We start from the raw sequence: 25066 nt of genomic DNA, 5'->3' as shown, positions 1-25066 counted from the left end.
GGCTGTAGCCGATGCTGCCCGCCCCGTCGGCCCCGAAGGCCGGGTTGAACTGAGCCTGCACGTCGGCCGCGCTCAGGCTGGCACTGGCCACCCCGTCGCCGCCCACCCCGCCCAGGCTGACCAGGCTTTCGTCGACGGAGACAGTCCCCAGCCCTTGCGTATTGGAAGTCAGGGTGACACTGGGAACATCATCCAGAATGACAACATCCAGACTGCCATTGGCCGTGTCACCATCCGGATCGACCAGCACAACATTGAAACTCTCCACCAGTGATGCATCGTTAGCTGGCTGAGTGTGTGTCTCGCTGTCATTCAGGGTATAGCTGTAACTCACGCTCCCCGTTCCAGTTACAGGGTTGTAATTGATGCCGGTAACAGTCAACTGATTGCCCAACGGGCTGACGATGGTTTGCGGGAATGAAGTGATGGTTTGTCCATTGGTAATCAATGCAACACCACCCAGGGTCAAGCTCTGGACACCATCGGCTGCACTGAAGGTAAAAATACCGCTCTGGGTCAAGGCTGCCGCATTGGGATTACTGCCATCTGCCAAAGAGGCTTCATTGAGCGTCAGCTCTCCCCCTTCCACCTGCAAACCAGCAAGTTCGGCCGGTTCATCAACCGGCGTGATGGCGATAGTCAACGTGGATTGGACGGTAGCTACACCATCGGTGACGGTGTAGCTGACGGCGGGAACGGGACCATCATAATTGGGAGCCGGCGTGAACTGATAGCTACCATCCGCATTGATCAGCAGAGTACCGATCCCTGCCAGGCTGACAGGTGTACCCAAGGTGGCATTGGCAACCCCACCCCAGCTAAATCCAGACACGGAAGCCGCCTGCGGACCATCATTGTCGATGGTGTTGGCAAGCAGATTGCCCGATACGGCTACATCTTCCGTCACCACCACACTCTCTCCCTCATCGGCGAGATCATTGATGGGGGTGATCGTCAACTCCAAGGTGGATTGCACCGTGTCGGTGCCATCAGTCACGGTATATATCACTGGTGGAACGGCGCCATCGTAGTTGGGAGCCGGTGTGAATGTGAAACTGCCATCCGTATTGACGATGAGTGTGCCTACCCCATCGATGGTCACGCTGGTACCGGCAGCTATATTGGCATTGTCCCCCCAGGTGAAGATCAGTACTGACGCAGCCTGCGGCCCATCGGTATTCACCGTGTTATCCAGCAGATTACCACTCAGAGATCCGTCTTCAGCAACGGTCAGTTGCTCTCCCTGATCCGTCAGCTCATTGACCAGCAAGGGCTCCGCTATCTGCTGGGTATCCACCACCGGCTCAGCTTGGTAGGTAGTGTCAAACCCGGCGGCGGCGATAGTGGCATCGCCAATCCTGTCGATGGTTATAAAACCACCGTTACCGCTGGCTCCAGCAACCCCACCGATCCCACCGCCACCACCTGCAGCCGGAGCACCACCCGCAGCTGACGCTTCAAAGTTTTGCGTCGGGTCAACCCCTTGCAAAATCGACTTTTGCAAGGCGGCTATATCAGGAGAGGCCGCATTTCCGGCATCCGGAGCCGGTGGCTGGCCGGTAGCTGGCGCATCATGGGCAGGAGCATCCGGTGTGGCAGCCGCCGGTGAATCATCGTAGGGCGCCAATAACAATTTGGCATCATCTGCAATGTTGAGCTTTGCCCCGGGTTGCAGGATCTCTCCTTTTTGCAGAGGGCGGCTGCTTCCATCAGCCAGCACGATTTGCACATTGCCTTCAACTGCAGAAACCACAACGGTTTTGTCGATGATTTGGGTACGCATGTCCATTGCTCCAACGTGACGGATCTCGATGTCTACACCATAGATGTCCGTGCTTCTTGCATCCGTTGCAAAAATGTATGGGATTCGTGTCAAAACTGGGGAGAGGAAATATACGAAATCGAATGTTCTTTTTTATATCGTCAAATCAATCAGTTGCACGACACCAAATGAAGCTATCTAGTCTAATTAAACTGAGAATAAGCATGCTTATTAATTTTTCGAATAAAAAAGGGGCCCTTGTGGGCCCCTGAAATACTTGGTCATGCTCACGGCAACGGAAATGCCGGGTGTACAAAGCCTTGGTAACCATCGATATGAAGCTTTGAAAGCAACTCGACCTGGTGTTGATCTTCCACTCTGGTCGCAATGGTTGTAACGCCGGCATTGTGGGCAGCACGACATACCGCAGCCAGGAAGGAAGTATCAGCCCCAGGCTCCATAACCTGGCTGGTATAGCCGTGGTCAACCTTGACATAGGAAGGCGCAAGCTCCTCCAGATACCCCAGTGACTGGAAGTGGCGTCCATAGTGATCCACCCCCCACTGAAAGTCATGCTCTTGCAGAACATTAACCAGAGCGGTCACATGCTCCTTGTGCTTCATGATGGCGGCTTCAGGGATCTCGAACAGCAAGCGCTCTTTCAATCCGGCATTGTCGCTCAGATAACCGGTCAACCAAGTACGGAATTCATCTGAGCACAGCGAGCCAGCCGTAATATTGACCGCCAGGACCAGATCAGGTTGCTGCTGCAGTAATGGAACTGACGCATCCAGTATTGCCTGGTCAAACTCACCACCCAGCTTGAACTGCTCGATGGCAGGCAGGAACTGGCCTGCGAAATAATCGGTACCATCGCGAGAGATAGAGGCAAACAGTTCTGCATGCATACGTAGACCATTATCAAATCGGCAGGCTGGCTGCGCCTTGAAACGCCACAAATGCCGTGCAATCGCATCCTGAACCAGATCACGCCAAGCCAAGCGTCCCATCAACCCCTGATCTGTGCCCCCTTCCATGACCACGGCACCACGACGTTCATTGCGGGCCCTGCCCAGCGCATTGTCAGCCTTGGTCAGCAGTGCCGACAAATCATCGTTGCCATCTCGGCCAGCAATACCAATGACGGACAAGGCGCCCCCCTCACCCATGGGATTTACCACCAGATCGGCGATGCGACTGTTGATCACTTCAGCCAAATCCTTCAATTGGGAAAGGTCATCTGTCGGGCACAACAGGGCATATTCCGTTGCCGAGATCCGCGCCACAGCAGAGCCATCCCACCCTTTCAATTGTTCTTTCAAAGCCTGGGCTATCGATTTGACCATGTTGTCACGCGCAGCAAATCCCTCTTCGCGGTACAGCTCGTCCAGCATGTCGACGGCAACCAGCATGACCCCCCCTTGACCAGCCTCTGCAATCCAGGCGTTGACCTGACCCACGAAATAAGCCCGGTTGCCCAAGCCGGAGACGGCGTCGACGTAGACCCGCTCCCGCAGTTTTTCAGCCTCGTCGGCCTGCTCTTTGAATTGCACGGCCAACTTGCTGGAGAGGGTGTTGATGGCCTGAACCACCTGTTTCAATTCATGGGTCTTGGGTTCGGGAATGGCATGACCAAAGTGATGCAGCTCTATCTCGACGGCCTGCTCACAAATCTGCTTGAGCGGCTTAAGCAGGTAGTTGAGTGCCCGCATGAGCAAGATGGTGGTGATCAGAAAACCTATCAGGAACCAGCTGGCAAGCTCACTCATTCCGCGCCACAACTCGTAATAGGCCTGGCCGGGATGACCAACGACCTTCAATTTACCCAGTTGCAGCCAGCCCGACGTCAGGATCGACTCATTGGATACCTCGGGAAACAACCCAAGATTGATGAACCATTGGGGAACACCTTGAATGTTATTGGTATTTTCCTGCTCGATGACATCCTTGGAAGCCAGCAAGTCCAGACGGACCAGACGATAATATCCCCCGTCAAATATCGCCTGAATGACGGACTCAGCCCCCACCTTGTCACCATTTTCCAAATAAGGGGTCAGTGCCAGCCCCAGAGATGTGGCTGTATTGATGACGGTGGTTTCCTGCTGTTGGGCCAGATAGGTACGAGTCGAGTTGAATTGCACCCAATAGGTAGCTGCAAACAACAACCCGAACAGGATCAACATGGTTGCCAATAATTGTCTGTAGAGCGTCATAGGTTAATCATCCAAATTCAACACAGGCTGAGCCAATCGCCCCGACGTCATGCGATTGCGTAAATCATTCCATAATCCCAAGCGTGAGGACTGTCCAGCCAGTTCCCCTTGACCACGCGCCTTCATCAACCACAAGTGACTACCGTTAAAGCTGTATATCGGCACCAGATCCCTACGTTGACTGGCAGGCCGGATCGACCCTATCAAATTATCCAAAATGACGGGCACCGCAGACGGTGTTTCATAGTAAGCGACGACCATATGAAACTGGTTGTAATCCAATGCCTTGACATAGACCATCCGCATCTTTTCATCCGGAACACCCAGCTCCAGCAGGGTAAAGTATTTTGAAATGCTGAAGTCTTCACAATCGCCACCAGCCGCTCCCAAAAACTCCAGCGGGGTTGCCCAGTAGTCTTTTTTTCGCCACAACTTGATGTCGTCGATAAACCGCATCTGGTTGAAAAACTGGTTAACCTTCTCCAGTTTCTGACGGTCGGTCAGGCCGGCAGCGCGGTTTTGCATTACCAGTGTGCGCCAGGTGGTGACCCGTTTGCCGGCTCTGACGCCGTAGGTCTCCTGAGCCCGTTGTACCAGTTTGAGATCTTCAGGGGTAAGAGGCTGGCTGGCGGAGAGCAGTAACGGCAGAGATATCAGCAGCAGCCAAAGTGACCAGCGTAACCAGCGAGCGCGCAGCAGCTGGGTCAAACCGGAGGTTGACGCCATGCCGATACTGCTTGCTCTATCCCATCCGGTCACATGCATCTTCGACAGATCCAATGGTACTCACTGCATTGGCCAGAGATGGCCGTCAGAGACAAGGGATGGCGGCAGTCCGGCTGCAACCATCCCTTTCACTCGCATCAAACCTGATGCGCACTCCATTACTGTTTGGCTTGCCAATCGGCCGGCTGCTTCACATTGAATGCGTTGAGCAGGCTGCCAGTGGCATTGAGGATCCGATAATCCGCCAGCAGGGAGTCATACTCGGCTGTAATGTAGCTGCGGCGCGCTTCAAACAATTCGTTTTCGGTGTTCAATACGTCCAACAAGGTACGTTGACCGAGACCAAACTGCTTCTTGTACGCCTGCACAGTGTCATAGCTTGCATCCACGTGTTCTTTCAGGAAGGTCTTCTGTTTAGCCAAAGACTCTTTTGCGTTCCAGGCCAGGCGGGTTCCTTCCTCTACCTGACGGAAGGCATTCATGTGAATGTCCTTGGCCTGGGAATAGAGTGCGGAAGTGGCCTTGCTCTGGGCCAGATCGGAACCACCGCGGAACAAGTTGTAGCGCATCCGTACCATGGCGGTCAGGTCATCGTTGCGCCCCTTGACGGCATCGATATCTTCATTCCAGTTTTGATCCACTTCAAAGGTGACGTTGGGATAAAAACCGGATTTGGAACCTTCATGCTGGTATTTGGCGGCTTCGATATCCTGCAGGGAGGAGAGCAGCGTCGGGTGAACTTCGGTTGCCGTCTTCAGTGCAGCATCCAGGCTGCTAGGAATGAGCTGAGCATCCGGAACCGGCTGTACCAGATCTTTTGGCATCTCGTTGACCACCCGGATGAACTCACTTTCGGCATCGCGATAGTTGTTCTCGGCGGCAGCCTGGTTAGCGTAGGCTCTGGCTACCCGACCATCGATCTGGGTCTGGTCAGCAGTCGACCCCAACCCCGAATCGGTCCGTTTGCTGATGTCGCTGCGGATCTGCTCGTGGGTTTCCAGGTTCTGCTTGGACAGTTCCAGGATCTCCTGCTGGCGCAGCATGTTGAGGTAGACCTCGGCCACCCGCAGTGCCGTGTTCTCCGCCTCGGAGATCATGGCCAGGCGCTGGGCATTGGCTTCGGCATCGGTACGCGCCACGTTGCTGCTGACGTTGAAGCCGTCGAACAACATCTGGCGCAGGCTGATACCGGCCTCTTTACGGGTCATCGAATCGTCACTATTGGGGTTAAGACGAGTTGATGGACTATCAGTCTTCTCGTAGCCGACACCGCCACGCAGATCGATGGTGGGGTAGTAACCCCCTTTGGCCCCGTCATGCTGATACAGTCGCGCCTGATAGAGATCAAAAGCTTCCTTGATTTTGGGATGGGTAGCCAATGACTGTGCCACTGACTCCTCCAGTGTTTGTGCCTGGCTTAGGCCCGGGAACAGCACGACGCCACTTACTAACATGGCAACAATCGTCTTCTTCATGGTATCTCCAGTCATGTTGTTTTTAGATTGTTGGCTTATCGTTCTCTCAGTGCCGACTGCTTTGCCCGTAATATCGGCTTAAGCAAATAGTCTAGGACACTTTTTTTACCAGTAATAATATCTGTACTGGCTAACATACCGGGGATGATGGGAAGTGCGTTAAGCTCATCGCCCAAGTAACTCTTCTCGGTGCGTACCCGAACCAGGTAGAAGGAATTGCCATCTTCATCCTGAATTGAGTCGGCACTTATCTGCTCAACCTTGCCATGCAATCCACCATAAATGGTGAAGTCATAGGCAGTGATCTTGACCACGGCTTCCAGCCCCGGTCGCAGGAATGCGATATCTTTCGGCGACACTTTGGCTTCGACCAGCAGGGTGTCTTCCAGCGGTACTATCTCCATCAGATCCATGCCGGGCTGGACGACGCCACCCAAGGTATTGATCTTGAGCTTCTTGATGGTCCCTTTGAGCGGAGCGATGACGCTGGTGCGATCCACCCGGTCACGCAATCCTACCTGCCCCTCGGACAACTGGCTCAGTTTGCCCTGCCGCTCGTTGAGTTCGGTTTGCGAATCGGCCCGAAACTTCAGCGCAATATCGTTGCGCTTGGAAATGGTTTCCCGCAACACGGAGTCAAGCTTGGGGATCAGCAGCCTATTGCTTTCAAGCTCCCCCTGCATCTCGTTGACCTGGCGCTCCAGCTTGATCAACTCAACCTGGGGCACGATCCCCTCTTTGGCCAAGGGACGGCTGATATTGAGCTCCTGGCGCGCCAGATCCACACTGCGTGCCACCGTCCTTATCTTGGCATTGAGCTCTATGGTCTCCTGCTCTTTCTGCTCGATCTGCTGACCCAGAATATAGAGCTGGTTGCTCAGGTTGTTGAGGCGCTCATTCTGCACCGACTTTTCCCGTGTCGCATATTCGGCAAACACGTTCTCATAACCGTCCGGAAAAACGATGGGCTGCTTTTCAACCACCACCTGTTCACGCCAACCCAGATTGGGGCCGGTCTTGACCACCACGCTCTGGATCTCCGCCCGCAATCTGGCGATGTCCCCCTTGAGGGTCACCAGCTCCTGCTCCCGCTCCCGAAAGTCGGAACGGAAACGGGTATCATCGATGCGCAGCAGTGGCTGCCCTTTCTCGACGATGTCCCCTTCCTTAACGAAGATCTCCTTGACGATCCCCCCCTCCAGGTTCTGGATCACCTGCAATTGACGTGACGGGATCACCTTGCCCTGGCCGACGGTCACCTCATCGAGCTCGGCCCAGGCCGCCCAGATGATGGCACTCATGAAAAACAGGAAGCAGGCCCACAGCAGGGCACGTGCCCGCGTCGGGGTACTCAGCAGGACGGCGGCCGCTCCGTCATCCACAAACTCAAGGTGTTCCGGAGCCGGCAGCACAGTATCGGATGGCGCCTTCTTGAACAGGCCAGACTTAGCCATTGGAGGCCTCCTGTACGCGTACCTTGCCCTCTTTCAGCTGTTGCAACACCATTTCCTTGGGACCATCGGCCACCACCTGGCCCTGCTCGATCACGATGACCCGTGAGGCTACGTCAAGCATGGTGGTTTTGTGGGTGATGACGATCAGGGTCGTTTCCGGCCCAAGTCTGGCCAGCTCATGCTTGACCTGCATCTCCGACTGGTTATCCATGTTGGAGGTCGGTTCGTCCATCACCAGTATGGGGGGATCATTGAGCAAGGCCCGGGCCAGCAAGATGGCCTGACGCTGGCCACCGGAGAGCTGGCGGCCCCCTTCCCCTATCTGTCTATCCAGCCCATTGGGATCCCGGTTGGTGAAATTGGTCACACCGGCCCGCTTGGCAGCCCGCATGACCCGCACATCATCCACCAGCGGATTGCCCAGCATGATGTTATCGCGTACCGAGCCAAAAAACAGGGTCACATCCTGTGGCACACAGCCTATATTGCGGCGGATCACCGAGGCCGGCAGCTGATCGAGTTCAAAACCATCAAGCCGTACCGAGCCGTCGGTGGGCCGATAGAGGCCCATCAAAATCTTCTCGAGCGTCGTCTTGCCCGCCCCGATCCGGCCAATGATGGCCACCTTCTCACCCGGCTCGATGCGCAGGTTGATATTGTGCAGGGTGCTGGTTTCCATCCCGGGATACTTGAACGACACCTTGTCAAACTCGATCCGACCGGAGATCACGGGATGGTGTATGTACTGCTTGCCCTCCTCCTGCTCGCCCGGCGTGATCATGATCTTCTCCAGGATTTCCAATGCGGACTTGGCCTGGTTGTAGCGGGTCGAGAGAACCGACAGCTGTACCATGGGCGCGATGGCGCGGCTCGACAGCATGACGGCGGCAATCATGCCCCCCATGGTGACCAGTCCTTCCGAGATCTGGTAAACCCCGACAATCACCAGTGCCACCGTCACCACCTGCTGGATGTAGCTGGCCAGCGATGACATGGAGTTGGTGATGCGGCGGGTCTGTACGCCCCAGGTCGAAATGTGGGATACGGCCTGCTCCCAGCGGTGCTGGAACATGCTCTCGGCACCAAAGATCTTCACGGTTTCGAGGCCCGAGATGCTCTCGATCAGGTTGGCGTTCTTCTGGGAAGCCAGCCGTGAGCCCTCTTCGATGGACTGCTTGAGCGGCGCCTGGATATAGAAGCTGTAAATGATGAGGATCACCATGGCCACGATGGGCACCACCACCATGACACCGGCAAAGATCCAGATGATGAACAGGAAGAAGATGGCAAAGGGCAGATCGATGAGGGTAGATACCGTCGCGGAAGTGAAAAACTCCCGCACCGATTCAAACTCCTGCAGATGCTTGGCAAAGGCGCCGGTCGACGCAGGACGCGACTCCATCCGCATCCCCATCACCTTGGCAAAGATCTTGGCAGACAGCAGCACATCGGACTTTTTGCCAGCGATGTCGATGAAGTAGCTGCGCAACTGGCGCATCACGAAGTCAAAAGTGAATACCACCATGGCGCCGACCGCCAGCACCCAGAGCGAATCAAACGCCAGATTGGGCACTATCTTGTCGTAGACGTTCATGGTGAACAGAGGGCTTGCGACGGCAAACAGGTTGATGAGGATGGAGGCGACCAGCACATCCCGATAGATGCCGCGGGATTCGAGCAGGGTGCTCCAGAACCAGTGACCATCGCGGGTCTCCAGCACCTTGGGTGAACGCTCATCGAACTTGAACTGCTTTTTGACAAAAAATAGCCGCCCCAGATACTCATCACCCAGTTGAGATGCACTCAGCCACTGGGCCGCATCCCCCGCCTGAGGAAAGATCACCTTGCCCTGGGTTCTGTCTTCGTTCCACTCCAGCAGGATGCAGGCGCCGCCGTTGCGCATCTGCAGCACGCAGGGCAGCAACAAGGGGGAGATCTCGTCGAGAGACTGGATGACTTCCCGGGCGGACAAGCCACCCCGCTCGGCGGCACGGCCGAACAGATTGGGTGTCAGCAGACCGGATACCAGCGGCAGGCCGGTGGTGAGAGCGTCCTTGCTGTTGGGTACCCCATAAAAGCGGGTCAGAAAGACCAGGCACTCCAACAACTCGTCAATACGGTTAGTTTCTGCTTGCATAGCATCCTGTCACTACATGATTGGGCCGGCTGTCTCGCCATACCGATATTCAAGCCTCACGGGCATCGTTGGCGTAGACATGCCCGTGACATAAAGAACAGCGCTCCCCAAATAAAGGAGCTACAGCCTGATACACACTAAAAGCACAGGTACCTGACACTGGATGTCATCGACAGACCTGAACGGCATTATGCCCAAAGCGGGGACGGCAGGTCAGGCTGTTGATCGCGACACAGGGTGGCGCCATGCCCGATATATCCCGTCCAAATTGGAAATAATACAAGCTTATTGATAATGATATCTTTTTCAAGCCAAGTACTATATCAAGACAATTTTACCGAAACTATACCGCAAAGACTGAATTTCATCTAATAACCCACTGTTTTTTTAATGAAATCTGACGACCTAATCAATATTGCCCACAAGGGAAAACGGGCGCCCCAACGCCTGACCCTGAGGACCGGTGCGGGCCAGCGCACTAGCAATATCGGCCATCGCTGTCCAGCGATTCTCGCACCAGGCAGGAGCCAACAGGGTTGGCCGGCGCGCTGAAGCCGAGATGCGGTGATACACCACTTCGGGGGGGGTGTGCTGGATCATGGCGACTGCCGCCTCGACATACTGCTCCAGACTCAAGACATCGAGCCTCCCCGCCTGCCAGGCCTTGCCGAGAGTACTGCCCTCCACCACGTGCAGCGGGTGAAGCTTGATCCCCTCCACGCCGGTATCCACGATACGGTGCAGGGTATCCAGGCTGTCCATCGGCACCTCGCCGGGCAAACCTACGATGAGGTGGGCACACACCTTGATGCCCCGCTGATGGGCCCGGGTCACCGCATCCACATAGGCGGCATAGCCGTGGCCCCGGTTGATGCGCTGCAGCGTCTTGTCGTTGGCGCTCTGCAGCCCCAGTTCCAGCCACACCTCGTAACCCCGGGCCTGATAACCGGCCAGCAGGTCCAGCACCGCATCCGGCACGCAATCTGGGCGCGTCCCCACACACAAGCCCACCATGTCGCTCACCGACAACGCCTCTTCATACATGCGCTGCAGGTACTCCACTTCGGCATAGGTGCTGGTATAGGCCTGAAAATAGGCGAGATAGCGCTTGGCGCGGGTCACTTCGTCCCGACGGGCCAGCAGTTGCTGCACCACGGAGAGCTGCTGGGCCGATTCGTCGGCAAAGGAGGAGACATTGCAGAAGGTGCAGCCACCACGCCCCAGGGTGCCATCACGATTGGGGCAGGTGAAGGCGCCGTGAATGGAGAGCTTGTGGATCTTCTGGCCATGGCGCTGCTTGAGATCCTGGCCGAATGTATTGACGAGTTCGTGTAACTGCATGACACCTCCAGTAAAGGAGCGTCATTGTACGAGCTTGCCCGTACGGGGCGCTGCGCTGGATCAAGGGAGACGAGAGTCAGAAAACATATAAATATTCACCAATAACAGGATAAATATCAGTTAACCGGACATTCTCGACGCTTTCGAGACCCATCCCCCTTCTGACCAGCCTTCAGCATGGCTGCATAATTGCTAGCTAACATTCTGTTGAATAATGAAAATTTTTCTTTAGACGGGGATTTGGCAAATGCAAGACATTCACATCAGTAATGTGATCTCAACCAGCCACTCCGGCAGTGAATTGGTAAATTTACTACAAACACCCACACCCACCGAGTCAACCAACAAAACCCGACACATCAGGATTTAATCTCGCAAAAATAAAAAATTCCAGAGCAATAGCCAATTAACACCCCATTTATCCTCGCGCATCGAGATTTTGTTATGACATTGTAATAATGAAAACAGCCGGGATGTCCAATTGACCTTGCCGAAAAATCCCATTAGTTTGGAGATTCGCCACCTCAGGCGGACGGAACCACAAGAGCCAATCGCAATTTATGCAGTCTGTTAACGACAGCGCGATGCAAGGCCGAGCAAGGGAGAAATGCAATGTCACTATATGATCCAAAGCTGGAGAGGGATAACTGTGGCTTCGGCCTGTTGGCCCACATGGAAGGTGAAGCCAGCCACAAGCTTGTCCGTCTCGCGATGTCAGCATTGGCTCGCATGCAGCACCGCGGCGGTATCTCCGCCGATGGCAAGACCGGCGACGGCTGCGGTCTGTTGCTGCAGAAACCCGACAGCTTCTTTAGAGCGGTCGCCGAAGAGAAGGGATGGCACCTGGGCCGCAACTACGCGGTCGGCATGCTGTTCCTCAACCCCGATCCCATCCTGGCCCAGGCCACGCGCGACATCATCGACGAGGAGCTGGAAAAGGAGACCCTGAGTCTGGTCGGCTGGCGCAAGGTGCCCATCGATACCAACGTACTCGGCTCCATCGCCAAGGCTTCCCTGCCCAGCATCGAGCAGGTCTTTGTCAACGCCCCTCCTGGCTGGGTCGACAAGGATCTCGAGCGCCGCCTCTACATCGTGCGCCGCCGCATCGAGAAGCGCATCAGCGACGACTACTTCTATGTGGTCAGCCTCTCCAACCTGGTCACCGTCTACAAAGGGCTGTGCATGCCGGTGGACCTGCCGCGCTTCTATCTGGATCTCGCCGACATCCGCATGCAGGCGGCCATCTGCGTGTTCCACCAGCGCTTCTCCACCAACACCAGCCCGCGCTGGCCGCTGGCACAGCCGTTCCGCTATCTGGCCCACAACGGCGAGATCAACACCATCGCCGGCAACCGCCAGTGGGCCAAAGCGCGCAGCTACAAGTTCGCCACCCCGCTCATTCCGGACCTGCCAGAGGCAGCCCCCTTCGTCAACACCACGGGGTCGGACTCCTCCAGCCTCGACAACATGCTGGATCTGTTCCTGGCCGGCGGCATGGACCTGTTCCGTGCCATGCGCCTGTTGATCCCGCCTGCGTGGCAGAAGCACCCGAACATGGATGACGACCTGCGCGCTTTCTACGACTTTAACTCCATGCACATGGAGCCCTGGGATGGCCCGGCCGGCATCGTCATGACCGACGGCCGCTACGCCACCTGTGCGCTCGACAGAAACGGCCTGCGTCCGGCCCGCTATGTCATCACCAAGGACAAGTTCATCACGCTGGCCTCCGAAGTGGGCACCTGGGACTACACCCCGGACGAGGTGCTGGAGAAGGGCCGGGTCGGCCCGGGCGAGCTGTTCGTGGTGGATACCAGCAATGGCAAGATCTGGACCAGCTTCGAGATCGACGACGACCTCAAGAGCCGTCACACCTACAAGCAGTGGATGGACAAACACTGCAAGCGACTGGTGCCGTTCGAGCAGATGGATGACGCCAGCACCGGTGCCCGCGAGTTCTCCGACGATCAGCTGAAAACCTATCAGAAGCTGTTCGGCTACTCCTATGAGGAGCTGGATCAGATAATCCGGGTACTGGGTGAAAACGGCCAGGAAGCGGTGGGCTCCATGGGGGATGACACCCCGATGGCGGTGCTCTCCTCCAGCCAGCGCACCCTGTACGACTACTTCCGCCAGATGTTCGCCCAGGTCACCAACCCGCCCATCGATCCGCTGCGGGAGAACCACGTCATGTCGCTGGCCACCTGTATCGGCCGCGAGCAGAACGTGTTCAACGAGACCTTCGGCCACGCCCACCGGGTGCTGTTCCAGTCGCCGATCCTGCTCTACTCCGACTTCCACCAGCTGCTGGCCCTGGAAGGGGAGCACTATCGCCATCAGGTGATCAGCCTCAACTTCAGACCCGAAGAGGGGTTGGAAGCAGCCATCCTGCGCGTCTGTGAAGAGGCCAAGGCGGCCGCCAAGGCCGGCACCGTGCTGCTGGTGCTCTCGGATCGGGACGTCAGCGCCGACACCCTGCCCATCCCGGCCGCCATGGCGGTAGGGGCAGTGCAGCGTACCCTGGTGGACAACAACCTGCGCTGCGACGCCAACATCCTGGTGGAGACCGCGAGCGTGCGCGACCCGCACCACTTCTCGGTGCTGCTGGGCTTTGGCGCCACCGCCATCTACCCCTACCTCGCTTACGAGACCCTCGCCAAGCAGGTAGAAGAGGGTGTGCTCAAGATGAGCCTGCGCCAGGCCATGCTCAACTACCGTAACGGCATCAACAAGGGGCTCTACAAGGTGATGTCCAAGATGGGCATCAGCACGGTGGCCAGCTACCGCTGCTCCCAGCTGTTCGAAGCTGTGGGCCTCTCCAAAGCCGTGGTCGAGATGTGTTTTCGCGGCGTATCGAGCCGCATTCAGGGTGCCGATTTTGCCGACATCCAGCAGGATCAGTTCAATCTGGCCCGTCAGGCCTGGCTGGCCCGCAAGGCCCTCACTCAGGGCGGCCTGCTCAAATTCGTCCACGGCGGCGAGTACCACACCTACAACCCGGACGTGGTGCAGACCCTGCAGACCGCGGTGCGCTCCGGCAACTATGCCGATTACAAGGAGTACGCCCGTCTGGTGAACGAGCGGCCGATCGCTACCCTGCGCGATCTGCTTACTCTGAAGAAGGTCGACAATCCGGTGGCGCTGGAGCAGGTGGAGCCGGCTGACAAGCTGTTCCCTCGCTTCGACTCCGCCGCCATGTCCATCGGCGCGCTGGGCCCGGAAGCCCACGAGGCGCTGGCGGTGGCCATGAACCGCCTCGGCGGCCAGAGCAACTCGGGTGAAGGCGGTGAAGATCCCAAGCGCTTCGGTACCGAGAAGAATTCGCGCATCAAGCAGGTGGCCTCGGGGCGCTTTGGCGTCACCCCCCACTACCTGATGAACGCCGACGTGGTGCAGATCAAGGTGGCTCAGGGCGCCAAGCCCGGCGAAGGGGGCCAGCTGCCCGGTGACAAGGTGACGGCCCAGATCGCCAAGCTGCGTTACTCGGTGCCCGGCGTGACCCTGATCTCGCCGCCGCCCCACCACGACATCTACTCCATCGAGGATCTGGCCCAGCTCATCTTCGACATCAAGCAGATCAACCCGAACTGCCTGGTGTCGGTGAAACTGGTCTCCGAGCCCGGCGTCGGCACCATCGCCTGCGGCGTGGCCAAGGCCTATGCGGACTTCATCACCGTCTCCGGCTACGACGGCGGCACAGGTGCGAGCCCTCTCACCTCGGTCAAGTACGCCGGCTCCCCCTGGGAGTTGGGGCTGGCCGAAACCCAGCAGGCCCTGGTCGCCAACGGCCTGCGCCACAAGGTGCGCCTGCAGGTAGACGGCGGTCTCAAGACAGGTCTGGACATCATCAAGGCGGCCATCCTCGGCGCCGAGAGCTTCGGCTTCGGCACCGGCCCCATGGTGGCGCTCGGCTGCAAATACCTGCGCATCTGCCACCTGAACAACTGCGCCACCGGCGTCGCCACCCAGGATGAGAAGCTGCGCCGCGAGCACTTCACCGGTCTGCCGGAGATGGTGATGAACTACTTCAAGTTCATCGCCGAGGAGACCCGCGAGCTGATGGCCCAACTTGGCGTCACCCAGCTGACCGACCTCATCGGTCGCACCGACTTGTTGGAGGCCCTGCCCGGCCTCACCGCCCGTCAGGCCAAGCTGGACTTGTCCGGCATCCTGGCCCGTCCGGTAGCACCGGAAGGCTCCAGCCTGTTCAGCCAGCAGCACAACCCCACCTTCGACAAGGGGCCGCTCAACCTCAAGATGGTGGAAGACCTGCTGGAGGCCGTCGAGAACATGAGCGGCGGCGAGTTCCGCTACGACATCCGCAACACCGACCGCTCGGTGGGGGCGCGTCTGTCCGGCGAGGTCGTCAAGCGCCACGGCAACCAGGGGATGGCGGCCGATCCGGTCAAGGTACACTTCAACGGTACCGCCGGCCAAAGCTTCGGCGTCTGGAACGCGGGTGGCCTTGAGATGATCCTCACCGGGGATGCCAACGACTACGTGGGCAAGGGGATGACCGGCGGCAAGCTGGTGATCAAACCCCACGTCGGCGTGGCGTTCAAGTCCCACGAGGCGGCCATCATCGGCAACACCTGCCTCTACGGCGCCACCGGCGGCAAGCTCTATGCCGCAGGTACCGCCGGCGAGCGCTTCGCGGTGCGCAACTCAGGGGCACTGGCGGTCGTCGAGGGGATTGGTGACAACGGCTGTGAATACATGACAGGCGGCATCGTCACCGTGCTCGGCGAGACCGGCGTCAACTTCGCGGCGGGCATGACCGGCGGCTTTGCCTACGTGCTCGACGAGTGCGGCAGCTTCGCCAAGCGCACCAACCCCGAGCTGGTTGAACTGCTGGATGTGGCGGATCTTGCCATCCATCAGGAACACCTGCGCGGCATCATCACGGCGCACCTCAACGAAACCGGCAGCTCGCGCGCCGAGGAGATCCTGGCCAATTTCGACTCCTATGTGCCCAAGTTCAGGCTGATCAAACCCAAGTCCAGCGACGTCAAGTCCCTGTTGGGTCACACCAGCCGTTCCAGTGCAGAACTCAGAATCCAGGCGCAATAAGGAGGGAACCCTATGAGCCAGAACGTATTCCAGTTTATCGACGTCCAGCGGGTCGACCCGCCGAAGAAGCCGCTCAAGATCCGCAAGATCCAGTTTGTGGAGATCTACGAGTCCTTCAACCAGGCCCAGGTCGGCATGCAGGCGGATCGCTGCCTCGACTGCGGCAACCCCTATTGCGAGTGGAAGTGCCCGGTGCACAACTACATCCCCAACTGGCTGAAACTGGCCAACGAGGGGCGCATCCTAGAGGCGGTGGAGCTCTCCCACCAGACCAACAGCCTGCCGGAGGTGTGCGGCCGCGTCTGCCCGCAGGATCGTCTGTGCGAGGGTGCCTGCACCCTCAACGATCGCTTCGGCGCCGTGACCATAGGCAACATCGAAAAATACATCACCGACAAGGCGTTCGAGATGGGCTGGCGCCCTGATCTCTCCAAGGTGGTGAAGACCGGCAAGCGGGTCGCCGTCATCGGCGCCGGTCCCGCGGGCCTCGCCTGTGCCGACGTGCTGGCACGCAACGGCGTGACCCCGGTGGTGTTCGACAAGTATCCGGAGATAGGTGGCCTGCTCACCTTCGGCATCCCCTCCTTCAAGCTGGAGAAAGAGGTGATGCAGCGCCGGCGCGAGATCTTCGAGGGGATGGGCGTGGAATTCCGCCTCGAGACCGAAGTGGGCCGTGACGTCACCTTCGCCGACCTGCTGGGCGAGTTCGATGCGGTCTTCCTCGGGGTCGGTACCTACAAGTATATGAAGGGCGGTTTCGAGAACGAGTCTGCGCCGGGGGTCTACGACGCCCTGCCCTACCTCATCTCCAACGCGAACCGCTTGCTGGGCTTCGAGAAGGCGCAAGCCGATTACATCGACTTCGCCGGCAAGCAGGTGGTGGTGCTGGGCGGTGGTGACACCGCCATGGACTGCGTGCGCACCGCCATCCGCCAGGGGGCCGATCGGGTGATCTGTGCCTACCGCCGCGATGCCGAGAACATGCCGGGCTCCAAGCGGGAGGTGAAGAACGCCCAGGAGGAAGGGGTGGAATTCATGTTCAACCTCCAGCCCATCGGCGTGGAGCTGGACGCCCACGGCCGTACCTGCGGCATCAAGGTGGTGAGCACAGAGCTTGGCGCCCCCGATGCCAACGGCCGCCGCAATCCTGTCGTGATCGAAGGCTCCGAGCAGGTGCTGGCTGCCGATGCGGTGGTGATGGCGTTCGGCTTCCAGCCCAACCCCCAGCCCTGGATGGCGGAGTACGGCATCGAGCTCGACAACCGGGATCGCATCAAGGCACCGGAGCAGGCCGAGTATGCCTTCCAGACCAGCAACCCCAAGGTGTTCGCCGGTGGTGACGCGGTGCGCGGCTCGGATCTGGTGGTGACAGCCATCTACGAGGGTCGCAAGGCCGCCGAAGGGATCATGGACTATCTGGCCGTGTAAGCGGCCATCCCAAGACCAACCCAAGCAAACAGCCCCGCTTATGCGGGGCTGTTGTTTTATGTTTGTCGCAAACCGTGATGCAATACCGGGAACACCCTAGCCAGGTCATGTCCGGGAGGCGCTTGGAGATCATGAAAAAGGGGACATGAGGCAGGCGGCGGGATGGTCACGGCACATAATGAACGACTCCGCTGGCGGTAGCGCGCCAGCGGAGGGGATCAGGCGGGTTGCGGCTCCCGCGGAATGGTGGTGACCCAGTAACGACGCCAGTGCGGCGCCTCGTAGAGATCGGGCCAGAACTCGGTCTGGTGCCAGATGGCATTGCCGCGCACCGTGTGAAAGGTGATGGCACGGGCCTCCACCTCGCCATCGGTGATCAGCACTTCGGTCACCACTTCCCGCCCCTGCTCCAGCAGGCGGACGACGTCGAAATTCCAGGGGCCGGCCGCCGGATAGCGCCGGTTGATCTCGACGAAGTTGCTGCGCCCTTCTATTCGCTCCCCTGACTGGGGCCAGTCGCAGATGAAATCTTCGCACAGCCAGCGGGCAGCCTTGGCAAAATCATTGCTCTGCATGGCTTGCCAGTAGGCCTCCACCACCGCTCTTGGTTCCATGGTCTTGTTTTCCATCCCAGCCCTCCTACAGACGCACCACCAGCCACTCCCCCTTGCCCACCGGCACCAGCGAGGTCGCGAAGGCCGGATCCTGCTCCACCTCTGCCATCCACTCGGCCAGCTCCTCGCGATGGGAGACGGCATTGTCCACCACCAGCAGGCCGCGGGGGGCCAGCAGGCGCTGGATCTCGGGCCACCAGGCCTGGTAGTGGCGGCGATCGGAGTCGAGGAAGATGAGCTGATAAGCGGCCTTCGGCAGGGTGGGCAGCAGGGTGCCTGCGTCCCCTGCCAGCTGCTCAATCCAGGCGTCGAGCCCGGCGCGCTCAAAGTTGGCGGCCGCCATGGCCCGTTTGCCCTCGTCCAGCTCTATGGTGGTGACCCGCCCCCCCAGCCGTTTCGCCGCTTCAGCCAACCAGAGGGTGGAGTAGCCGTTGGAGGTGCCTATCTCCAGCACCGCCTGTGCCCCTCTCGTCTGGACCAGCACCGCCAGCAGTTCGCCGGTATCGCGGGTAATGTTGAGCATCTTGCTGCCACGGGAGTGTTGTGCGCCGTCGTGCCGCTCGCCAAACAGCTCCAGCTCCCGTTTCAGTTGTTCCAGTGCCATGTCTCCTCCTTGACGGTGTAAACGAGTCGGCCCGGTGCATGGCATGGCTGGGCCGACCCCGATGTTCATCATGTGGCTGCCTGTTCGTCATCCGGGGGCGTATCCCCCAGCAGGTAGCGAGGGCCGCTGCCAAGGGCGGCGGCCTGATCATCCGGATTGTAAAGTGCGCAGTGCTCGAGGGAGAGGCAGCCACAGCCGACACAGGCGCCGAGCTTCTCCTTGAGCTGCTGCAGGGCCGCGATGCGCCGATCGAGCAGCCCCTGCCACTGACCGGCAATCCCGACCCAGTCGCTGCGATCCGGGGTGCGCCCCTCGGGCAGGCCGGCCAGGGCCTCGCCTATCTCGCCAAGGCTCAGCCCCATGCCCTGCGCCACCCGGATGAAGGCGATGCGGCGCAGCACATCCTGCGGATAGAGCCGCTGTCCCCCGTCGCTGCGCACGCTGCGGATCAGTCCCTTCTGCTCGTAAAAGCGCAGGGCGCTGGCCTTGACGCCGGAGCGTTTGGCTATCTGGCCGATGGCCAGCCATTTGCGTTCCATCGCCACGCTTGACCTCAAGTTAGCTTTAACTTGCACAATCCTGTCTCCCCTCATGAAAGGAGTCAAATGATTATGCATTATCTTCATCAACTGCTCGATGCCAACCAGGCATTTGCCCTCAATGGTCGCGGCACCACCAACCACTGCCCGATGGCGCTGCACGCCCTGCATGAGATGAGCGCCAGCCCAGCGCGGCTGCAGCGTTTCTTTGCCCACTGGCAGGCCAACCATGCCCTGCCGGGGGGTGAACAACAACAGGGGGATGAAAAGGAGATGCAGTTTTTCCGGCTGCGTCAGCAGTTGGCAGCACGGCTGGCTGACGAGGGTTGGCTGCCCGCCTTTGGCGACCTGCTGGAGCAGGGGCTCTCTCCGGCCAGCGGCGCCTTTCATCCGCTGATCCGCCTGGCCTGCGCGCTGGAAAATGGTCACCAGGGAGAGCAGGCCGCCGCCCTGGCTGCCTGGCAATGCGACCCCTTGCGGGTGCCGGCCGGGCAGGGAGCACCGGTGCAGGATATCGACGGCCTGCTGAGAGTACTGGCGCAGCAGTGGGAAGGGTCGCACTGGCAGGGCGAGTGGATCACCGAGCGACTGCGGCAGGTGACGGATGCGCCGACCTGGGCGGCGGGATTGCCGGGCGGGCTCCCGTCATCCTCGGATCTGCTGGTGCAGCTGGCCGACGCGGCCCTCGCCCTCTACTGGCAGACCGGCAACTTTACCGTGCTGCACATGGTGACCGGCAGTCGCGCCGCCGCCATCGTCGCCCGCCACTTGCCTGCGTCATGGCAAGGGCGCTGGCAGATCCTGATGTGGCAGGCGGTGGCGGCCGCCTATGTCACGGTCGGCGCACCGTCACTGCAAAGGCCGGTCTGGCCCGATACCGGCAAGCTGGCGTGGCAACACGTGCTGGCCAGCGCGGTGGAGAGCCTCGACGATCATGTGATCAAGCTGGTGCACTGCTGCTGGCGGGAAGGGCTCGCCAGGCCTTTGCTGGCGGAGCGTTATCTGGCGATAGCTGCCCGCGCAACGGGTCTGCTGGCGCCCCTTAGCAGGCCGGATGCCATCTAAGGGCTGGGCTCCACAGGATGGGACCGCCCCTAGGAGGCGGGCAGCCGGGTGAAATGAATGACGGGGCAGCGGGGGGCCACGCCCCGGGTCAGGGTCAGCGGCTGGGCACGGTAACTCAGCCGGTAGCTGCCGGGCCGGGAGAGATCGTAGACCAGGGTCAGATCCGCGTCGGCCTGACTCTGCTGACCAGCCCCCAGCAGGAAGAAATCCTCGGCGCCCGGGTTGCCCCGCTTGGCCAGCGGGCCCTTGTAGGGCAGCGGCTGTTCATCGAGGGTGAGATCGATGGCATCGGCAAACCAGCCTTCGAACGGCGTGAACCAGCTCAGCACCTCGAGCGGCCCCTCCCCCCGGTTGGTCAGGGTCATCACCAGCGGCAGCGGCTCGTTGACCCGGCTTTGTGCCTTGACCGACAGCTCACACTGCAGGGGGGCCAGCGCCAGGGTGGTGAGCAAGAGTGTCATCATGGTCGCTCCTTCCTGTGACAAACGACATGGACAAAAAGGGGCCTTGCGGCCCCCGGTCGGCAAATCAGTTTTCGCTCGGCGTGTTCTCGGCGAAGTACTCGTGGTTGTCGGCGTTGTTGAGCGCCTTGACCGGATCCGTCTTCGCCAGGTTGCGGGCATTGGCCTGACCGTAACCCAGATCGTCGGTGCCCGCCACCACATTGAAGTGGCTCAGCTCGTGAACAATGGTGCCGGCACGGGAGTCAGTCCCGCTGACCGGTGCGGTCCAGAAGCTCTTGCACAGGTAGACCTTGTAAGGCTGATCCGGATAGACATAAGCAAAGTAGCTCTGCTTGCAACCACAGTCGAAGGTGAGCGGCTTGTTGTCGATGGCATCCTTGATCTTGCTGAAGTGGGTCTCGGCCTGATCCCAGCGCGACGCATCATAGGCGCCAAACCAGCTGCGGTAACGCTGGCCATCCGGCTTGTCCACCGCCAGGTAGCTGCTGGAGTTGTTGGTGATGCCGCTGGCGGCATCCAGCGCCGCCAGGATGTCGCTCTTCTGGGTGTTGGTGCAGCGGCCACTGAAACTGACCGAGGCGGTCACCGCCTGCGGCTCGACCAGGGGAGCCGCCTTGGCCAGCACCCGTTCGTCGCTCACCCCTTCTACCCACAGGGTCACGGCATTGGATTCGCTCGCCTGGGCCTGCTTGGCCTTGGCGGCTTTCGCCTCTTGTGGCAGCGTCGGCAGCAGGTAGCGGATGCTGTACTGGCCCTGGGCGCTCATGTCGTAGAGACCGGAGACTTCAGCCTGCACCGTCAGGCTCTGGCCGGCCTTGAGCAGCTGGAAGTCCTTGTCGGTCGGGGCAGCCCGCTTGATCAGGGCCCCCTCATAGCTGACCTGCTGGCCGTCCCGCTCCACCAGGAACAGGGGGGCATCCTCGCTGCCCGGCAGTTGCCATTTGAGCAGGCGAACCGGCTTATCCCCGGTGTTGGTCAGGGTCAGGTTGACGCGCACGTCGTCGCTGCTGCCATCCACCAAGGTGAGCTTGGCATCGAGCCCGGCGGCGCAGAGCGGAGAGGCCAGCACGCCGGCCAGCAACAGGGCAATGGGAGTCGCTTTCATCATGTTTCCTCATTCATTGAGTGTCGCCTTGTCAGGCGGTTTGCTTCCTTCAAGGCCCTCTTTGGGGCTCAACCACCCTAGAGCAGTTTTTTTCTGCGACCATCCCACCATATGGGTGACGCCCCCCAGGATAGGGGGAACGCCAGGTATCCCTCGCTGCTGCGACAACAATCGCGGCCCCTCCCCCTTGCCTCTTGTCTGCGGCGGATTACGCCCATAAAAAACCCCGGCACCGGGCCGGGGTCTCAGACAAATGGCACTCACTCTTTGCAGGGGCCCACCAGCAGGGCCAGCGCTGGCAGCGCATTGCCCGGCACCAGCCGGTAGGCCTTGTGGTGCTTGACCAGGGTGGTCTTCTTGTTGCCCTGGCTCAGCAGCAGGCCGTGGGTGAAGGCGCCTTGCGCCAGTCGGGCCTCGTCGCCGCGCACATAGAGGGTGAGCGGCTTGACCAGCTCACCCGCCTCGATATGGCCCTGATATTCGCTGGCACTGATGATGAGGCTAGGCTGACCGCCCGACTGCAGGCGCAGCTTGGCGCTCACCTCGCTGTCGGTGATCACTAACCAACCCTCGGCCGCGAGCTCGGCCAGCAGGGCCGCCAGCTTGCTCCCCAGCTGCAGCGGTTCGCATGTGGCCCGCTCATACTGGCGAATGATCCGCTCAAGCAGCCCCTTGAGATCGGCGCCGGCCCCCAGGGTGCGGCCCAGCTGCACCCACTCTTTCAAATCTTCCATCACCAGGCGGGAGAAGCGCTTCGCCTTGAGGGATTCCGCCATCCAGCTGCAGAGAAAGTGGCTCTCTTGCGCCGGGGTGCGCTTGCCAGCCTTCTGCTCGGCGGTACGGGCCAGTTCGGCCAGGCTCTGGCCGGCCATCTCGAGCAGGGCCTGATTGTAGGTGGGAGAGGTCATAAGCAATCCTTCAGTTGACCGCGACGAGTCAACACCGATGACAGAGAAGGCAAAGGCGCCAGTGGCGCCTTTGCGGTTCAATAGAGCGTGCGCCCTTATTTAGGCTGACGCGGCTTCTTGGCGGCCGCCAGGCGCTTGAGGCGCTGGCCCTGCAGCTTGGACTCCGCCATGGCCTGGGCGGCGGCGTTGTCTTCACGCTGGGGGCGCTTGCCGAAGCGGCGGCGCTCCTGCAGCTGCTTGATCAGCTCGTCGCGGCTGCTCACCTCGTAGCCCGGCACCATGATGCGGCGGATCTTCTGGCCGATCAGCGCCTCGATCTCCAGCAGGGTGCGCTCTTCTTCACGGCTGACGAAGGAGATGGCCATGCCGCTCTTGCCGGCGCGACCGGTACGGCCGATGCGGTGCACATAGTCTTCGGCGAGGAACGGCAGATCATAGTTGACCACGTATTCGAGGTTCGGGATGTCCAGCCCGCGCGCGGCCACTTCGGTGGCCACCAGCACCCGCAGCTTGCCTTCGCTGAACTCGCGCAGGGCGCGGCGACGGCTGCCCTGGGCCTTGTCGCCGTGCACCACGGCGGACTTGATGCCATCGAGGTTCAGCTCCTCCACCAGCTCGTCGCAGCTCTCGCGGGTGCTGGCGAACACCAGTACCTGCTGCCAGTTCTGCTTGCCGATGAGCTCGGAGAGCAGCTCGCGCTTGCGCTTCTGCTCCACCGGGTAGACGGTGTGGCTGACGGTGTCGGCAGTGGAGTTCTGCTTGTTGACGGCCACCACCTGCGGCTTGTCCAACATCAGGTTGGCCAGCTTCTTCACCGCCTCTGAGAAGGTGGCGGAGAACAGCAGGTTCTGACGGGTCTTGTTGACCGCCTGCAGGATCTTCTGCACATCGGCGCTAAAGCCCATGTCGAGGATGCGGTCCGCTTCGTCCAGCACCAGGGTCTCGACCCCGGAGAGGCTCAGGTTGCAGGCGGTGAGGTGTTCGAGCAGACGGCCCGGGGTCGCCACGATAATGTGAGCGCCCGCTTTCAACCGCTTGGCCTGCACGTCCTGCTTGCCGCCACCAACGATGGTGAGGGTGGTGATATCCAGATACTTGGCGAAGTCATTGATGTTGCTCGCCACCTGGGCCGCCAGCTCGCGGGTCGGGGTCAGGATCAGCACCCGGGCGTTGGAAGGCTGCACCGGCGCCGGATTGTCCACCAGTCGCTGCAGGATCGGCAGGGCGAAGGCGGCGGTCTTGCCGGTGCCGGTCTGGGCGCTGGCCAGCAGGTCACGGCCACGGCGAACGGCCGGGATGGCCTGGCTCTGCACAGGGGTCATCTCCTGATAACCGCACTCTGAGATGGCGCGCAAAATCTCGGGGGCAAAATCGAACGATTCAAATCTCATAATGGGTTCCTGTGTTCCAGCGGGACTGTGGCTGGCCTGGTTGGCTCGGCATGAGCAAGAAGTCGGCTATGACCACCGACGGCTGTGCCTGACATCAAGTCAGAGAGTGGCCGGAAAATGGCGGGCGCGAAGTGTAACAGATAGGCGGCGCAAATTCTGCCTCAAAAACGTTCCTTTTCACGGCGTCCCGGATCGCCCCCCATGGGCCGGTCCGGGCTGGCTCCAGCTTAGCCTCCCCGCCCGTTTCTGACCTGGAAATCGCGCTGGAACAGGCACATGCGGATGGCGGTGCGGTAGTGGCCATCGATGAAAAACTCCTCTTTGAGCTCCCCTTCCGGCTCGAATCCCAGCGCCTGATAGATGTGGATGGCCCGGGCGTTGTCCCGATCGACGATGAGATAGAGCTTGTGCAGGTTGAGCACATTGAAGGCGTACGTCATCGCCTTGAGGGTTGCGCTCCTGGCATACCCCTTCCCCTGATGGGCGGGGGCGATGATGATCTGGAATTCGGCACGGCGATGGATGCTGCGAATGTCCACCAGCTCCACCAGCCCCACCTGGCTGCCCGCCACCTCGAGGATGAAGCGGCGCTCATGCTGGTCGTGGATGTGCTTGTCATAGAGCTGGGCCAGCTCCATGTAAGCCTCGTAAGGCTCCTCGAACCAGTAGCGCATGATGCTGGCATTGTTGTTGAGCTGATGAACGAACTTGAGATCCTCGCGCTCGAGAGGACGAAGGGTCAGGGTGTCGGGGGATGACATAAGGTACCT

At 59.9% G+C, this 25066-nt stretch carries 18 protein-coding genes; 3 read left to right on the top strand and 15 right to left on the bottom strand.

The window, feature by feature from the left end; translation table 11 throughout:
• From BN1143_RS20955 to mnmL, 7 genes are all read right to left on the bottom strand, one after another.
• On the bottom strand, nucleotides 1-1783 hold a 1783-nt coding region (locus BN1143_RS20955), incomplete at its 3' end, for a retention module-containing protein (protein WP_231570715.1).
• 266 nt (nucleotides 1784-2049) lie between these two features.
• A complete protein-coding gene (locus tag BN1143_RS20950) occupies nucleotides 2050-3975 on the bottom strand; it encodes a bifunctional diguanylate cyclase/phosphodiesterase (RefSeq protein WP_017766670.1) in 1926 nt (641 codons plus the stop codon).
• Between the two features lie 3 nt (nucleotides 3976-3978).
• Nucleotides 3979-4701, bottom strand: coding sequence for a transglutaminase-like cysteine peptidase (locus BN1143_RS20945; protein WP_017766671.1), 723 nt, complete (start codon nucleotides 4699-4701; stop codon nucleotides 3979-3981).
• 158 nt (nucleotides 4702-4859) lie between these two features.
• Nucleotides 4860-6176 carry a TolC family outer membrane protein gene (locus tag BN1143_RS20940; protein ID WP_042052070.1) on the bottom strand — a complete coding sequence of 439 codons (1317 nt, stop codon included), beginning with the start codon at nucleotides 6174-6176 and terminating at the stop codon, nucleotides 4860-4862.
• Nucleotides 6177-6211: 35 nt separating this feature from the next.
• A complete protein-coding gene (locus BN1143_RS20935; RefSeq protein WP_042052069.1) occupies nucleotides 6212-7630 on the bottom strand; it encodes an HlyD family type I secretion periplasmic adaptor subunit in 1419 nt (472 codons plus the stop codon).
• Entirely contained in the window at nucleotides 7623-9767 is a 2145-nt protein-coding gene (locus BN1143_RS20930; protein WP_010633572.1) for a type I secretion system permease/ATPase, read from the bottom strand. Before BN1143_RS20930 ends, BN1143_RS20935 begins: the two co-directional genes overlap by 8 nt.
• A 405-nt stretch (nucleotides 9768-10172) precedes the next feature.
• Complete coding sequence (gene mnmL / locus BN1143_RS20925) at nucleotides 10173-11108, bottom strand: tRNA modification radical SAM protein MnmL/YtqA (protein ID WP_024943443.1); 936 nt, start codon at nucleotides 11106-11108, stop codon at nucleotides 10173-10175.
• Nucleotides 11109-11720: 612 nt separating this feature from the next.
• Here mnmL and gltB point away from each other — a divergent pair.
• Nucleotides 11721-16178, top strand: a complete 4458-nt coding sequence (gene gltB / locus BN1143_RS20920) for a glutamate synthase large subunit (RefSeq protein ID WP_042052068.1) — start codon at nucleotides 11721-11723, stop codon at nucleotides 16176-16178.
• A gap of 12 nt (nucleotides 16179-16190) precedes the next feature.
• The gene (locus tag BN1143_RS20915) at nucleotides 16191-17606 is read left to right on the top strand and encodes an FAD-dependent oxidoreductase (RefSeq protein ID WP_042052067.1); all 1416 of its coding nucleotides are present in this window, start codon (nucleotides 16191-16193) and stop codon (nucleotides 17604-17606) included.
• A 218-nt stretch (nucleotides 17607-17824) separates the two neighbouring features.
• Here BN1143_RS20915 and BN1143_RS20910 read toward each other — a convergent pair whose 3' ends face one another.
• The 3 genes from BN1143_RS20910 to soxR all read right to left on the bottom strand — a co-directional run bounded on the left by BN1143_RS20910 (nucleotide 17825) and on the right by soxR (nucleotide 19363).
• Complete coding sequence (locus BN1143_RS20910; protein ID WP_042052066.1) at nucleotides 17825-18235, bottom strand: nuclear transport factor 2 family protein; 411 nt, start codon at nucleotides 18233-18235, stop codon at nucleotides 17825-17827.
• A 10-nt stretch (nucleotides 18236-18245) separates the two neighbouring features.
• Nucleotides 18246-18824, bottom strand: a complete 579-nt coding sequence (locus BN1143_RS20905; RefSeq protein ID WP_042052065.1) for an O-methyltransferase — start codon at nucleotides 18822-18824, stop codon at nucleotides 18246-18248.
• Between the two features lie 68 nt (nucleotides 18825-18892).
• Nucleotides 18893-19363, bottom strand: a complete 471-nt coding sequence (soxR, locus tag BN1143_RS20900; RefSeq protein ID WP_005302563.1) for a redox-sensitive transcriptional activator SoxR — start codon at nucleotides 19361-19363, stop codon at nucleotides 18893-18895.
• 66 nt (nucleotides 19364-19429) lie between these two features.
• Here soxR and BN1143_RS20895 point away from each other — a divergent pair, with 66 nt between their 5' ends.
• Complete coding sequence (locus tag BN1143_RS20895; RefSeq protein WP_042052063.1) at nucleotides 19430-20428, top strand: questin oxidase family protein; 999 nt, start codon at nucleotides 19430-19432, stop codon at nucleotides 20426-20428.
• Between the two features lie 29 nt (nucleotides 20429-20457).
• Here BN1143_RS20895 and BN1143_RS20890 read toward each other — a convergent pair whose 3' ends face one another.
• From BN1143_RS20890 to speG, 5 genes are all read right to left on the bottom strand, one after another.
• On the bottom strand, nucleotides 20458-20892 hold the full coding sequence (locus BN1143_RS20890; protein WP_005302566.1) for a hypothetical protein: 435 nt from the start codon (nucleotides 20890-20892) through the stop codon (nucleotides 20458-20460).
• Nucleotides 20893-20956: 64 nt separating this feature from the next.
• Complete coding sequence (locus tag BN1143_RS20885) at nucleotides 20957-22000, bottom strand: M35 family metalloendopeptidase (RefSeq protein WP_019840285.1); 1044 nt, start codon at nucleotides 21998-22000, stop codon at nucleotides 20957-20959.
• Nucleotides 22001-22257: 257 nt separating this feature from the next.
• The gene (locus BN1143_RS20880) at nucleotides 22258-22905 is read right to left on the bottom strand and encodes a DUF2913 family protein (RefSeq protein ID WP_042052061.1); all 648 of its coding nucleotides are present in this window, start codon (nucleotides 22903-22905) and stop codon (nucleotides 22258-22260) included.
• 95 nt (nucleotides 22906-23000) lie between these two features.
• Nucleotides 23001-24296 carry a DEAD/DEAH box helicase gene (locus BN1143_RS20875; RefSeq protein WP_005302574.1) on the bottom strand — a complete coding sequence of 432 codons (1296 nt, stop codon included), beginning with the start codon at nucleotides 24294-24296 and terminating at the stop codon, nucleotides 23001-23003.
• Nucleotides 24297-24523: 227 nt separating this feature from the next.
• Entirely contained in the window at nucleotides 24524-25057 is a 534-nt protein-coding gene (gene speG / locus BN1143_RS20870; protein ID WP_017783097.1) for a spermidine N1-acetyltransferase, read from the bottom strand.
• Nucleotides 25058-25066: the final 9 nt, after the last annotated feature.

Source organism: Aeromonas dhakensis, assembly GCF_000820305.1.
Lineage (GTDB): Bacteria > Pseudomonadota > Gammaproteobacteria > Enterobacterales > Aeromonadaceae > Aeromonas > Aeromonas dhakensis.
This window is presented reverse-complemented; position numbering and strand designations above follow the sequence as displayed.